Source organism: Streptomyces sp. NRRL F-5755 (assembly GCF_001279365.1).
Taxonomy (GTDB): Bacteria; Actinomycetota; Actinomycetes; order Streptomycetales; family Streptomycetaceae; genus Streptomyces; species Streptomyces rimosus.
The window spans coordinates 1-12,567 of sequence record NZ_LGCW01000072.1; the positions used below are offsets into that span (position 1 = coordinate 1).

General features: G+C 71.0%; 14 protein-coding genes. 7 read left to right on the forward strand and 7 right to left on the reverse strand.

Annotation, left to right across the window (positions count from 1 at the left end; all coding sequences use genetic code 11):
* Positions 1–1,075 (reverse strand): amidohydrolase family protein (locus ADK86_RS10605; protein WP_053696353.1); only part of this gene is annotated, 1,075 nt, incomplete at its 3' end.
* 560 nt (positions 1,076–1,635) lie between these two features.
* Here ADK86_RS10605 and ectA point away from each other — a divergent pair.
* The 4 genes from ectA to thpD all read left to right on the forward strand — a co-directional run bounded on the left by ectA (position 1,636) and on the right by thpD (position 4,971).
* Positions 1,636–2,175 carry a diaminobutyrate acetyltransferase gene (ectA, locus tag ADK86_RS10610; RefSeq protein ID WP_053696344.1) on the forward strand — a complete coding sequence of 180 codons (540 nt, stop codon included), beginning with the start codon at positions 1,636–1,638 and terminating at the stop codon, positions 2,173–2,175.
* A gap of 61 nt (positions 2,176–2,236) precedes the next feature.
* Positions 2,237–3,505, forward strand: a complete 1,269-nt coding sequence (ectB, locus tag ADK86_RS10615) for a diaminobutyrate--2-oxoglutarate transaminase (protein WP_053696345.1) — start codon at positions 2,237–2,239, stop codon at positions 3,503–3,505.
* A gap of 56 nt (positions 3,506–3,561) precedes the next feature.
* Complete coding sequence (locus tag ADK86_RS10620; protein ID WP_030372232.1) at positions 3,562–3,984, forward strand: ectoine synthase; 423 nt, start codon at positions 3,562–3,564, stop codon at positions 3,982–3,984.
* Between the two features lie 87 nt (positions 3,985–4,071).
* Complete coding sequence (thpD, locus tag ADK86_RS10625; RefSeq protein ID WP_053696346.1) at positions 4,072–4,971, forward strand: ectoine hydroxylase; 900 nt, start codon at positions 4,072–4,074, stop codon at positions 4,969–4,971.
* A gap of 42 nt (positions 4,972–5,013) precedes the next feature.
* Here thpD and ADK86_RS10630 read toward each other — a convergent pair whose 3' ends face one another.
* Together ADK86_RS10630 and ADK86_RS10635 are read right to left on the reverse strand one after the other, a co-directional pair.
* Positions 5,014–6,285: a maleylpyruvate isomerase family mycothiol-dependent enzyme gene (locus tag ADK86_RS10630; protein ID WP_078951982.1), complete on the reverse strand. Its 1,272-nt coding sequence runs from the start codon at positions 6,283–6,285 to the stop codon at positions 5,014–5,016.
* A 95-nt stretch (positions 6,286–6,380) separates the two neighbouring features.
* Entirely contained in the window at positions 6,381–6,980 is a 600-nt protein-coding gene (locus ADK86_RS10635; protein WP_053696348.1) for an RNA polymerase sigma factor, read from the reverse strand.
* Positions 6,981–7,104: 124 nt separating this feature from the next.
* Between ADK86_RS10635 and ADK86_RS10640 the strand changes: the two genes are divergently transcribed.
* On the forward strand, positions 7,105–8,415 hold the full coding sequence (locus ADK86_RS10640) for an alpha/beta fold hydrolase (RefSeq protein WP_053696349.1): 1,311 nt from the start codon (positions 7,105–7,107) through the stop codon (positions 8,413–8,415).
* A gap of 45 nt (positions 8,416–8,460) precedes the next feature.
* Here the strand turns inward: ADK86_RS10640 and ADK86_RS10645 are convergent, their stop codons facing one another.
* The 4 genes from ADK86_RS10645 to ADK86_RS10655 all read right to left on the reverse strand — a co-directional run bounded on the left by ADK86_RS10645 (position 8,461) and on the right by ADK86_RS10655 (position 11,559).
* Positions 8,461–9,522, reverse strand: coding sequence for an aminotransferase class V-fold PLP-dependent enzyme (locus ADK86_RS10645; RefSeq protein WP_234345795.1), 1,062 nt, complete (start codon positions 9,520–9,522; stop codon positions 8,461–8,463).
* Positions 9,523–9,638: 116 nt separating this feature from the next.
* On the reverse strand, positions 9,639–10,349 hold the full coding sequence (locus ADK86_RS10650; RefSeq protein ID WP_053696351.1) for a DsbA family oxidoreductase: 711 nt from the start codon (positions 10,347–10,349) through the stop codon (positions 9,639–9,641).
* 167 nt (positions 10,350–10,516) lie between these two features.
* Positions 10,517–10,735, reverse strand: coding sequence for a DUF397 domain-containing protein (locus ADK86_RS40665; protein ID WP_078951983.1), 219 nt, complete (start codon positions 10,733–10,735; stop codon positions 10,517–10,519).
* Positions 10,732–11,559 carry a helix-turn-helix domain-containing protein gene (locus ADK86_RS10655; RefSeq protein ID WP_053696354.1) on the reverse strand — a complete coding sequence of 276 codons (828 nt, stop codon included), beginning with the start codon at positions 11,557–11,559 and terminating at the stop codon, positions 10,732–10,734. The genes ADK86_RS40665 and ADK86_RS10655 overlap by 4 nt, the downstream gene beginning before the upstream one ends.
* A 333-nt stretch (positions 11,560–11,892) precedes the next feature.
* Here ADK86_RS10655 and ADK86_RS10660 point away from each other — a divergent pair, with 333 nt between their 5' ends.
* Both ADK86_RS10660 and ADK86_RS45390 read left to right on the forward strand, forming a co-directional pair.
* Positions 11,893–12,132, forward strand: a complete 240-nt coding sequence (locus ADK86_RS10660; RefSeq protein ID WP_078951984.1) for a hypothetical protein — start codon at positions 11,893–11,895, stop codon at positions 12,130–12,132.
* 107 nt (positions 12,133–12,239) lie between these two features.
* A partial coding sequence (locus ADK86_RS45390; protein ID WP_324611381.1) for a class I SAM-dependent methyltransferase occupies positions 12,240–12,567 on the forward strand: 328 nt, incomplete at its 3' end.

The window sequence follows — 12,567 nt, forward strand, 5'->3', positions numbered from 1 at the left end:
CCCTCAACACCACCCGCCGCGGCGCCCCCAAAACCCGTACATCCGCACGCGGATCCCCGTCGTACACCACCAGATCCGCCGGCGCGCCTTCCTCCAGCCCCGGCCGCCCCAGCCACCGCCGCGCCCCCCACGTCGTGGCGGCGAGCGCGTCCACCGGAGGGATGCCCGCCTTGGTCAGTTCGGCGACTTCCTGTGCGATGAGGCCGTGCGCGAGCGAGCCGCCGGCGTCGGTGCCGGCGAAGATGGGCACGCCGGCGTCGTACGCGGCGCGTACCGTGTCGTAGCGGCGCTCGTGCAGGCTCCGCATGTGGCTCGCCCAGGCGGGGAACTTCTTCTCACCCCCGGCCGCCAGGGTGGGGAAGGTGGCGATGTTCACCAGGGTGGGGACGATCGCCACGCCCCGCTCGGCGAAGAGCGGAATCGTCTCCTCCGTGAGGCCGGTGGCGTGTTCGATGCAGTCGATGCCCGCCTCGACCAGCGGGGCGAGGGTCTCTTCGGCGAAGCAGTGCGCGGTGACCCGGGCCCCGAGCCGGTGCGCCTCCGCGATGGCCGCTTCGACGGCGCCGCGCGGCCAGCAGGCGCCCAGGTCACCGGTCTCGCGGTCGATCCAGTCGCCGACGAGCTTGACCCAGCCGTCGCCGCGCCGGGCCTCCCGCGCGACGTAGGCGACCAGGTCCTCGGGCTCGATCTCGTGGGCGTAGTTGCGGATGTAGCGGCGGGTGCGGGCGATGTGCCGCCCGGCGCGGATGATGCGCGGCAGGTCCTCGCGGTCGTCGATCCAGCGCGTGTCGGACGGCGAGCCGGCGTCGCGGAGCAGCAGCGTGCCCGCCTCCCGCTCGGTGAGCGCCTGTTTCTCGCTGGTCGCCTCGTCCACCGGCCCGTGCGCGTCGAGTCCCACGTGGCAGTGGGCGTCGACCAGTCCGGGCAGCGCCCAGCCCCGTACGGTCGTCACCTCCCGCGCGCCCGTGGGCCGCTCGTACGTCACCCGGCCGCCGACGACCCAGAGTTCGTCGCGCACGTCGTCCGGCCCGGCCAGGACCCTCCCCTTGATGTGCAGCACCACGCTCTCACTCATGGCCGCACTGTATGACGCGCTCTACGCCGGGCGGCACCGGGACCGGGGGCGGGCCGGCGCGCGCGGGCCGTCTTTCGGCCCATGCTCCGGTCGGGCGTTGTCCGCAGGGCCGCGCACGGTGGCCGGCGATTCACTCGGTTCCCATCCGCCGGTCTCCGTCACGTCAACACCCTGGACGCTCCGCCTTTTCTTGCGGTACACCTTTTATCGGTGAATTCTCAATTCATAAGTGCGCAGCTTCCCGTATTCTTCTGCCCGCTTTTTCGCAGCTCAAACGCCAAGATTTCGCTAGGGCTGGAGCAGATAATTCCAGCGGGTCGCCAGGACGTTACGGAGCTGTGACCGACCCCACAACACGTCCGCTTCACCCCATATTTTCCGGGCAAACCGGGACATCGCGCGGGTGTTTCGCGCGCTCGTGCGCCCCCGCGCGATAACACAAGAACCCCCGCCCACGTAACCCCTCCCCCCGATGCATTTTCCTTTTTCCCTGGGTAAATTGAATTCGCATGACCGCCGCGCAAGCAGACCATGCAGGTGCCCGAAGCGATATCAGAGAAATGCCGGAGGGCTTCAAGCTCGACACCCCACGCGTGGAGGACGGAGCCGCGATCTGGCGCATCGCCCGCGACTCCAAGGCACTGGACCTGAACTCCTCCTACAGCTACCTGCTGTGGTGCCGGGACTTCGCCGCCACCTCCGCCGTCGCCCGCGACGGCGCGGGCGAGCCGGCCGCCTTCGTCACCGGCTACCTCCGTCCCGAGTCCCCGCAGACGCTGTTCGTCTGGCAGATCGCCGTCGACGCGGCGCACCGCGGCCGCGGGCTGGCCGCCGCCCTCCTGGACGGCCTGGTCGCCCGTACCGCGGAGGAACGGGACGTGCGCCGGCTGGAGACCACGATCACCGCGGACAACGCGGCGTCCAACCGGCTGTTCGCCTCCTTCGCCGAACGCCACGGCGCGCCCCTGACGCGCGAGGTCCTCCTCGACGCCGGGCTCTTCCCCGAGCAGGGGCACGACGCCGAGGTACTGCACCGCATCGGCCCGTTCGGTGCCCCCGCCGGGGACCGGCCCGGCGCCCACGCCGGGCTCCGGCCCTGACCGCACCGACAGCCCCCTGACTTCTCCCCCGCTCACGCCACTCATCTCCCAGGAGCATGCTGTGACCATCACCCAGCCCGACCTGAGCGTCTTCGAGACCCTGGAGTCGGAGGTGCGCAGCTACTGCCGCGGTTGGCCCACCGTCTTCGACCGCGCGCAGGGCAGCCACATGTACGACGAGGACGGCCACACCTACCTCGACTTCTTCGCCGGCGCCGGGTCACTGAACTACGGGCACAACAACCCCGTACTCAAACGCGCCCTGCTCGACTACATCGAGCGCGACGGCGTCACCCACGGCCTGGACATGTCCACCACGGCCAAGCGCGCCTTCCTGGAGACCTTCCAGAACACCATCCTGCGGCCGCGCGACCTGCCGTACAAGGTCATGTTCCCCGGCCCGACGGGCGCCAACGCCGTGGAGGCCGCGCTCAAGCTGGCCCGCAAGGTCAAGGGCCGCGAGTCGATCGTGTCCTTCACCAACGCCTTCCACGGCATGTCGCTGGGTGCCCTCGCGGTGACCGGCAACGCCTTCAAGCGCGCCGGTGCCGGTATCCCGCTCGTGCACGGCACCCCGATGCCGTTCGACAACTACCTCGACGGCACCTACCCGGACTTCCTCTGGTTCGAGCGTCTGCTGGAGGACAGCGGCTCCGGCCTGAACACCCCGGCCGCCGTGATCGTCGAGACGGTCCAGGGCGAGGGCGGCATCAACGTCGCCCGCGCCGAGTGGCTGCGCGCGCTGGCCGACCTGTGCAAGCGCCGCGACATGCTGCTGATCGTCGACGACATCCAGATGGGCTGCGGCCGCACCGGCGCGTTCTTCTCCTTCGAGGAGGCGGGCATCGTGCCGGACATCGTGACCGTCTCGAAGTCCATCAGCGGCTACGGGCTGCCGCTCGCCCTGACCCTGTTCAAGCCGGAGCTCGACGTCTGGGAGCCGGGTGAGCACAACGGCACCTTCCGCGGCAACAACCCGGCCTTCGTCACCGCCGCCGCGGCCCTGGACACGTACTGGGCCGACGGCCAGATGGAGAAGCAGACGCTGGCCCGCGGCGAGATCATCGAGTCGCATCTGCGCGCCATCGTCGAGGAGCACCCGGACGCCATCGCCGAGTACCGCGGCCGCGGCATGGTCTGGGGCCTGGAGTGCACCGACAAGCCGCTCGCCAACAAGATCGCCAAGCGCGCCTTCGAGCTGGGTCTGCTCATCGAGACCTCCGGCCCGGAGAGTGAGGTCGTCAAGCTGCTGCCGGCGCTGACGACCACCCCCGAGGAGCTGGACGAGGGGCTTCGCATCCTCGCCCGCGCGGTACGCGACTGCGCCTGAGCGCACCGCGCCACCGCACCCTCCTGGTCCGCACCACAGAAAGGTACGAGAACACCGTGATCGTCCGATCCTTCAAGGACATCGAAGGCACCGACCGCCACGTCAAGGCCAAGTCGGGCACCTGGGAGAGCAAGCGCATCATCCTCGCCAAGGAGCGCGTCGGCTTCTCGCTGCACGAGACCATCCTGTACGCGGGCACCGAGACGTCGATGTGGTACGCCAACCACGTCGAGGCCGTGCTGTGCGTCGAGGGCGAGGCCGAGCTCACCAACGACGAGACCGGTGAGAAGTACACCATCACCCCGGGCACGATGTACCTGCTCGACGGGCACGAGAAGCACACCATGCGCATCAAGAAGGACTTCCGCTGCGTGTGTGTGTTCAACCCGCCGGTGACCGGTCGCGAGGACCACGATGAGAACGGCGTGTACCCGCTGCTCACCGAGCCCGAGCCGGAGCCGGCCTCCCAGACCGGCTGACGCGCGCGGCGCGACCGGCTGCCCCGTCCGGCAGCCGAGGAAGGCGCGAGAAGAAAGCACCGTACGAGAGGAGAGGAAGGCAACACCATGACCACCGCACCCGAGCGCACCGCCGACCTGTACCCGACCCGGGGGGCCACCGAGGTCGTCACCCCGCGGCAGGACCCGGTGGTGTGGTCGCAGCCCGGCACGGAGGGGCCCTTCCAGCCGTCCGAGCTGAGCGACTTCGAACGCGACGGTTTCTTCGCCATCGGGGAACTGCTGACGGCGGAAGAAGTCGCGGTGTACCGCGCCGAACTGGACCGGCTGGTCAACGACCCGGCGATGCGGGCGGACGACCGCTCGATCGTCGAGCCGCGGTCACAGGAGATCCGGTCCGTCTTCGAGGTGCACAAGATCAGCGAGGTGTTCGCCAAGCTGGTCGCCGACCCGCGCGTGGTGGGACGCGCCCGTCAGATCCTCGGCTCGGACGTCTATGTCCACCAGTCCCGGATCAACGTCAAGCCGGGCTTCGGGGCCTCCGGGTTCTACTGGCACTCCGACTTCGAGACCTGGCACGCCGAGGACGGCCTGCCGAACATGCGGACGGTGTCGGTCTCGATCGCGCTGACCGAGAACCACGACACCAACGGCGGCCTGATGATCATGCCGGGTTCGCACCGGCACTTCCTCGGGTGCGCCGGTGAGACGCCGCGTGACAACTACAAGAAGTCGCTGCAGATGCAGGACGCGGGCACGCCCTCGGACGAGGCGCTGACCAAGATGGCCGACGCGCACGGCATCAAGCTGTTCACCGGCAAGCCCGGTTCGGCCACCTGGTTCGACTGCAACTGCATGCACGGATCGGGCGACAACATCACGCCGTACCCGCGCAGCAACGTCTTCATCGTGTTCAACAGCGTGGAGAACACCGCGGTGGAGCCCTTCGCGGCGCCGGTCCGCCGTCCGGAGTACATCGGCGCGCGCGACTTCACGCCCGTGAAGTAACCCGCACGCCGCGCGGTGCCTTCGGGGCACCGCGGAACAGCGTCACAGCCAGGCCAGCGACGTGGCCGTCTCCAGCAGCCGCTGGGCGGCGGCCGCGTCGCCGGCCTGGCCCCGCGCGATCTCGTCGGGGTCCTGCCGCCCGCCGAGGAGCAGCAGGAAATCGGTGGCCTCCAGGACCAGTTCGGCGGCGATCGGCTCGGCGTCCGAGCCGAGCACCCAGTCGCCGCCCGCCTCGCCCTCCACCGACAGCAGCACGGGCCGTGCGTCCGGGCCCAGCGCCAGGTCCAGGATGCGCACCGCCAGCCCCAGGAACCTTTGCAGATGCGCTGGTGGCGGCGGCGGTACGGCACGGCCCAGCGCCCGGCCGATGTCCCGGGCGTGCACCCAGGTCTCGAACGCCCGGATCACGTAGTGGTCGGCAACCGGCAGCCGCAGTCCCATCAGGGTCGTGGCCATGGCGGCCAGTTGCTCGTCGCCCGCCTCCGGCAGCGCGAGCAGCCCGTGCGCCTGCGTCCGCCACGCCTCCCGGGTCTCGGCGGGCGGCCGGGTGTGCTCGTAGGCCACCACCTCGTGCGTACGGGCCGTCCAGCGCAGCTCCCAGGGCGCGCCCGCGCCGGCCGTCCGCCCGCCCGGCCCCGTACCGGTCCGCGCTCCCGGCCCCGTACCGGCGCCCCCGAAGTCCCCTTCCGGCCCGGCCCCCGGCACCGGCCCCAGGCCCGTGCCCGCTTCCGTCACCGGCGCCAGCCCCAGCCGCTCGGCCAGCACCTCGTCCGCCGCGACCAGGTGCGCCACGGTGCCCTGCACATCCCAGTCGTGCACGACGGGCGTGCCCCAGCGGGCCGGTTCCCGGTCCAGCTCCCGCAGCAGCGCGTCCAGGCAGGCCACCGCACCGGCGTACGGCTCGGCGTGCGGGGCCGGCGCGCCCTGGCCCGGCCGTGCGGCGCGGGCCGCGGCCATCAGCCGCCCGCGCGCCATCCCCGCGTTCGCCTTGCGCCCGGCGCCGCGGCCCGTCCCGCCGGGGGCGGGCTCGTCCAGCAGCCGTACGGTCTCCCGCAGCCGCTGCGCCTCGGCCGCGCAGGGCGGACAGTCGCGCAGGTGGCCGCGTACGCGTGCGTCGTCGCCGGGCATGCCGGAGCCGAGTGCCCACGCGGCGAGCAGCGCGCTGACCTCTTCGTGTACGGCGCCGGGGGCGTCGTCCGGGGTTCCGGAATCCTCCGGCCCTTCGGCAGCACCCGGCCCCTCAGTACCTCCCGGTCCTCCCGCTCCGCCCGAACCGCCCCTACCACCCCGGCCGTTCCTGCCTCCCGCAGCCATCGCACGCCCCTTCCGCGTCTTCCTGGGTCTGCACCATCCGGCCGGCCCGCGCGGGCCGTGTGCTTCCCTTGCTGCCCCGGGCCGCCGCCCGGCATTCAGCACTCGTCCCGCGCCTCGCCGGCCGGGCTCCCCGGAGCGGCCGGCGGGCCGGTGAGCCGGCCCGCCAGAGCGCCCAGGGCCGAGCGCAGCCGGGCGGTGGCCGCCGTCTCCGCGATGCCCAGCTCCACCGCCACCTGCCGGTACGTCCGTCCGGCGAAGCATGCCAGGTGCAGGGCCTCGCGCTCCGGCAAAGGCAGTTCGGCGAGAAAGGCGTGCAGTGCCGCCCGCGCTTCCTCGGCGGGCTCCGGCGCCGTCTCCCGCGCCGTCCCGCACTCCGCGCGCGCCTCCCGTACCCGGGCCACCGCGCCCTGGTGGCCGCGGATGCTCAGCCAGGCGCGCAGCGAGCCGCGGCCGGGCGCGAAGCCGAAGGGGCAGGTCCACAGTTCGATGAAGACGCGGTGGGTCACCTCGTCGGCGACCGCCGCGCTGCCGCTCACCCGCCGGGCCACCGCGCGCACCAGCGCGCCGTAGGCGTCGTACGCCTCGCCCAGGGCGGTCTCGTCCCCGTACACCAGCCGCCGGTGCAACTCCTGGTCGCGCGGCGGGTACCTGGTTGTCCCGTCCACCGGCACCACCTCGTGAGTGTGTGGTGCCATTCCTAGCCTCACGACCGGCTTCGCGGTAGCCGTCCGTCCGGCCGAATTGCGTGCCGCGCGGCGGTGCCGCACGATCCGGGGGGCGCCCGAGGGGCGCGCGGTTCCAGACGAACGAGGAGCGTAGATGAGCGTCGACCGGCTGCCCGGTGTCGTGCTGAGCGACCACTTCCTGGAGGTACCCCTGGACCACGCCGTCCCGGACGGTGAACGGCTGACGGTGTACGGGCGCGAGGCCGTCGCCGCCGGGCGCGAGCACGAGGAACTGCCCTGGCTGGTCTTCCTCCAGGGCGGTCCCGGCGGCGCCTCGCCGCGTCCGCTGGGCCGGGACTCCTGGCTGGTGCGCGCCCTGGACGGCTACCGGGTGCTGTTGCTGGACCAGCGGGGCACCGGCCGCTCCACTCCGGCCAACCGGCAGTCCCTCGCACTGCGCGGCGGCCCGCACGAACAGGCCGCGTACCTGGCGCATTTCCGCGCGGACGCGATCGTGCGGGACGCCGAGCTGTTCCGCCGTGAACTGCTCGGGCCGGGCGGGCGGTGGAGCGTCCTGGGCCAGAGCTTCGGCGGCTTCTGCGCCACCACATATCTCTCGTATGCGCCCGAGGGCCTGCGCGAGGCCATGATCACGGGCGGTCTGCCGGGGCTGGAGGCGAGCGCGGACGACGTCTACCGGGCGGCCTATCCGCGGGTGGCGCGCAAGAACGCCGCGCACTACGCGCGCTATCCGCAGGACGTCGAACGCGTCCGCCGCATCGCCGCGCACCTGCGCGAGCACACCGTACGGCTGCCCGGCGGCGGGCAGCTGACCGCGGAGGCGTTCCAGGCGCTGGGCATCCTGCTGGGCACCGGCACCGGCTCGTACGTCCTGCACTATCTGATCGAGGGCGCGTGGGTGACCGGCCCCTCGGGCCCCGAACTGGCCGACGCCTTCCTCCAGGCCGTCGAGGGCCACCTCTCCTACACCGCCGCGCCGCTGTACGCCGTGCTGCACGAATCGATCTACGCGCAGCGGTCGGTGGACCCCAAGGGCACCGGGTGGGCGGCCGAGCGCGTCCGTGCGGAGTTCCCGCAGTTCGCGGTGGACGCGGCGCTGGAGGGCGGCCGGCCGGTGCTGTTCACGGGCGAGATGATCTACCCGTGGCTGTTCGACACCGACCCGTCGCTGCGCCCGCTGAAGGACGCCGCACACGAGCTGGCCGAGCGCACCGACTGGCCCGATCTGTACGACACCGCCCGGCTGGCGGCCAACGAGGTGCCGGCGGTCGCCGCCGTCTACGCCGACGACATGTACGTCGACGTCGACCACTCCCTGGACACCGCGCGGCGCATCCGCGGGCTGCGGACCTGGGTGACCAACGAGTGGGAGCACGACGGACTGCGGGTCAGCAGCGGGGCCGTACTGGACCGGCTGATGCGCATGGTGCGCGGAGAGATCTGAGCGATGAGGGGGCGGACTCCATCCCCCCGCCCCCTCCCTCTCCCGTCACTCCAGCAACCCCAGCAACCGGTCCACATCCTCCGACGAGTTGTACAGATGGAACGCGGCGCGCAGATGCCCCGCCCGTACGGCGACCCGCACGCCCGCCGCCGCCATCCGCTCCGCCGCGTCCCCGAGCCCCGGCACGGACACGATCGCCGAGCCGGGCGCGGGCACCGGGATGTGGCCGCGTTCGGCGAGGCCCGCGCGGTAGCGGTCGGCCAGCGCGAGGTTGTGGGCGTACACGGTCCCGACGCCCAGCTCGTTCAGCAGGGCGAGGGAGTGCTCGGCGCCGACGTACGAGTAGTGGGCGTGCGGCTCGTCGTAGCGGCGGGCGTCGGCGGCGAGCCGCTGGATGGGCCCGTAGTTGGCCTCCATCGGGTTCGCACCGGCCACCCACCCGGCATGCAGCGCTTCGAGCCCGTCGCTCTCCGGGCCCTCTCCGCCACACACCAGGAACGAGGTGCCACGCGGGCACAGCAGCCACTTGTACGCGCCGCACACCAGGTAGTCGAAGTCCCCGGCCCGCAGCGGCAGCCAGCCCGCGGCCTGGGTGGCATCCACGAGGGTGCGCGCGCCGTGCGCCCGTGCGGCCTCCCGTACGGCGTCCATGTCGGCGATCCGGCCGTCCCGCGCCTGCACGGCGGCGAAGGCGACGAGCGCCGTGCCGGGCCGGACCGCGTCGGCCAGCTCCGCCAGCGGCGCGGTACGCAACTTGATCCCCGACCGGACCGCGAACGGATTGACCAGCGAACTGAACTCCCCCTCGGGAACCAGCACTTCGGCCCCCTCCGGGAGCGACCCGGCGATCAGCGCGACGTGCACCGCCACCGCGCCGCCGATCGCGACACGCTCCGGTGGTACGTGCATCAGCCGGGCGAAGGCGGCCCGCGCGGCCCCCGCCGGGCCGAAGTAGTCCAGCCCCATGGTCCCGTAGGAGCCGGACTCCTCGACGGCCGCGCACAGGGCGGCGGCCGACCGGGCGGGGAGCAGTCCGCTGGAGGCGGTGTTCAGATACGTCGTCAGGGGCGCGAACTGGTCCCCCGCGAGTGGCTCGATGCGCTGCATGACCCCACTGTGGCCGCCCGGCCGTCCGCCGTCCATGGCGAATATCTTTGGAGCAGCGGCAAGCGCTCCTTATTCCCGCAGGTCAGCGACGTGCCACTGCTCCGACGCCGCCGAAATCAGCCACCGGCGCGAGGCACGCACACCCCGTCCCCGCACCCGTCCGCGTCCCCCGCCGCCACCGTCGCACGCTCCGCCTGCTCCTCCCGCGCCCGCTCCAGCGCCTGCCGGAAGACCTCGGCGGGCTGCCCGCCGGAGATCCCGTACCGCCGGTCGATGACGAAGAACGGCACCCCCTGGGCACCCAGCTCCGCCGCCTCCCGCTCGTCGGCCCGCACCGCCTCGGCATACGCGTCCCCGTCCGCCAGCACCCGGCGCACCTCATCGGCATCCAGCCCCGCCGCCACCGCCACGGCGGTCAGCACGTCCGCGTCCCCCAGCGGCCGGGCCTCGGCGAAGTTGGCCCGGTACAGAGCGCCGAGCAGCGCGTCCTGCACGCCGCGCTCCTTGGCGAGATGCAGCAGCCGATGCAGATCAAAGGTGTTCCCATGAATCCGATCGGACCGATATCCCAGCCCCTCTCCCGCCGCCGCCTCAGCCACCCGAGCCTCCATGGCCTCGGCCTGCTCCCGGGACACCCCGTACTTGCTCGCCAGCATCTCCAACACCGGCACATCCCCACCCACCGGCGCCTGCGGATCAAGCTCGAACGACCGGTGCACGATCTCCACCTCGCCCCGATGGGCGAACGCCGCCAGCCCCTTCTCGAAACGTGCCTTTCCGATGTAGCACCAGGGACAAGCGATATCGGCCCAGATCTCGACGCGCATAAAACTGTTTCCTCGACTTGGGATCGTGCAAAAGGGGACAGTCGCGGACAACCGCGCGTGGGTGGTGGCTATTCCCCGGGATGGCGGGGCGTGGGCCACGTAGGGCATGGAAGAGCCCCGCCGCCCTGCTACGGGATCGACGGGGCCTGTGGGCCGGTCGGCCAAAGTCAGACAGCAGCCCGCCGGGCGAATTGGATCAGTCCTTCGAAGGCGCCACCAGTGAGCACCAGGCGCGGCCCATCCGGAACCTTGCTGTCCCGGACCAGAAACTCACCACTGGCCACCGCGTGCTCCGGCGCCCACTCGACGCACTGACCGCCTTCACCGCCGCTGTAACTGCTTTTGACCCACTGCGTAGCGCGTACGGGGCCTGGGGTGCTGCTCATCTGTTGTATTCCTCCGCAAGGCTCCGGAAGAGAGCCACGGATTCGTCAGGTGACGAGGCGGCGGCACGAAGGCGTTCGTACGCTGCCCGTGCGCTGCCTACCGCTGACACCGAATCGGATACGTGCCCCTGATCCCTGGTCTCCGAGTACAGGACGGTTGCCCCCTCGTCTGGCGTAAGCAGCGTAAAGGATGAGGAGGACGCGGGGGCACCCGCCGCGAAGCGCAGGACTTGCAACGTGATGTGTGGGCTCGATGCGACTTCCGCAAGGTGGCACATCTGCGCCGACATGACGGGGCGGTTCCCGACAACCGTACGGAGCACCGCCTCATGCATGATCACCCACAGCAGTGGTGGCGACTCGCGTTCCATCACGTCGCGACGACGCAAGCGCGCGTCCACAAGCGTCCTGATCTGTTCGTCGGTGGAACGCGGGTGAACGGCCCGGAACGTACCTTCGGCGTACTCGGAGGTCTGCAATATACCCATGAGCAATGAGGAGCAGAAGTCCTCGACCTGTACCGCTTCCGATTCGAGGTCAAGGTATGGTGCGAACCAGTCAGGAACGCCGCGTTTGCTGAGCGTGGCTCGAAGGCGGGCGTACACGCCCGGCGTACCTGCTACGCGGTCCATGGCATCGGCGAACGGAGCTGAAGCCAGTACGGCCCCGCTTTCGACCTTGCTCACCTGTGCCTGTTTGTAATGCAGTTGGTCGGCGAATCCTCCTTGCGATAGCCCCAGCGCTCCCCGAAGGGCTTTGACCTCATCGCCGAAGTACTCAGCGGCATTCGAGGGCTGTTCTCCCTGTTTCGCCGACTCGTTCATCTGTTCAACCCCCTGGTATTCCAACCCAGTTGGAATGGGTTCGAGAGTGTTGATCCTACGCCTGGCGCGGCAGTCTGTAAGCAGACAGTCACGCACCGGATGAAGGGCTCCGCGCCACATGTCGAACGGTCAGCCGAATCACGTCCCGGGCTACGAGAGCCCCCACCGTCTGCGGGGACGCATGTCCAGGAACGGTGACGACAAGTGACCAGCCCCGGCCGGGAGCATCTCTCCCGCCTCATTCGCGCACACGGACGCGCAGGCGTGCTCCTGATGCCCACCAGTGAGCGCAGTGGTACTGCCCCCGACCATCCACGATCCGAGAGTCAGACCATGACGACGCCCACCCCCGCCCCCACCCGCATGGAAATTCAGATCACCGGCATCCGGAAGCACGTCGCCGAATGCGTAACCGAAACCGCCGGGAAAGCGTGCGGTATCCGCTCCAGCGTCTGGGAGGCCCCTACCCAGCTGAACCATTGGATTCGGGCGCACGCGGGCGAGACCGGACACACGAAGTACAAGAAGCACACGGAAGAGCCCGTCAGCACTTCCCCGAAGCGCGCCGAGTAGGCGGATCAGTGGGAACGGGCGGCGCGTCAGCGGCTCTGGCGCGTCTCTCGATTGTCGCCGAAATGAGTGGCTGTCCGCTGCTTCCGCGGTAACGTCCGCTCATGGAAATGCACCGGCAACCGCAAGGATTCTGGGAGACCACCGGAGCCACCAAAACCTTCACGCACCCACTGGACACGGAACTGCTGGCTGCGTATGTGCCGCGTGACGCCCCCGTGCTGGACTACGGATGCGGGTACGGGCGGCTGACCGCGGAGCTGGTGGCGGCGGGGTATGGGGATGTGCGGGGGGTGGATGTGTCGCGGGCGCTGGTGGAGAGGGGTGGGCGGGAGCATCCGGGGGTGCGGCTTGGGGACTGGGGGGGGGGGCCGCTGCCGTTCGGGGGGGGGGGTTTTGGGGGCGCGGTGTTGTTTGCCGGGGTTACCTGGGGGGCGG

Bases quoted from the DNA above. Each gene is read 5' to 3' on its own strand.
- ectA (WP_053696344.1), top strand. From the start codon at position 1,636: ATGCCGGAGGGCTTCAAGCTCGACACCCCACGCGTGGAGGACGGAGCC.
- ADK86_RS10645 (WP_234345795.1), bottom strand. From the start codon at position 9,522: ATGCAGCGCATCGAGCCACTCGCGGGGGACCAGTTCGCGCCCCTGACG.
- ADK86_RS10640 (WP_053696349.1), top strand. From the start codon at position 7,105: ATGAGCGTCGACCGGCTGCCCGGTGTCGTGCTGAGCGACCACTTCCTG.
- thpD (WP_053696346.1), top strand. From the start codon at position 4,072: ATGACCACCGCACCCGAGCGCACCGCCGACCTGTACCCGACCCGGGGG.
- ADK86_RS10660 (WP_078951984.1), top strand. From the start codon at position 11,893: ATGACGACGCCCACCCCCGCCCCCACCCGCATGGAAATTCAGATCACC.
- ADK86_RS10655 (WP_053696354.1), bottom strand. From the start codon at position 11,559: ATGAACGAGTCGGCGAAACAGGGAGAACAGCCCTCGAATGCCGCTGAG.
- ADK86_RS40665 (WP_078951983.1), bottom strand. From the start codon at position 10,735: ATGAGCAGCACCCCAGGCCCCGTACGCGCTACGCAGTGGGTCAAAAGC.
- ADK86_RS10635 (WP_053696348.1), bottom strand. From the start codon at position 6,980: ATGGCACCACACACTCACGAGGTGGTGCCGGTGGACGGGACAACCAGG.
- ADK86_RS10650 (WP_053696351.1), bottom strand. From the start codon at position 10,349: ATGCGCGTCGAGATCTGGGCCGATATCGCTTGTCCCTGGTGCTACATC.
- ADK86_RS10630 (WP_078951982.1), bottom strand. From the start codon at position 6,285: ATGGCTGCGGGAGGCAGGAACGGCCGGGGTGGTAGGGGCGGTTCGGGC.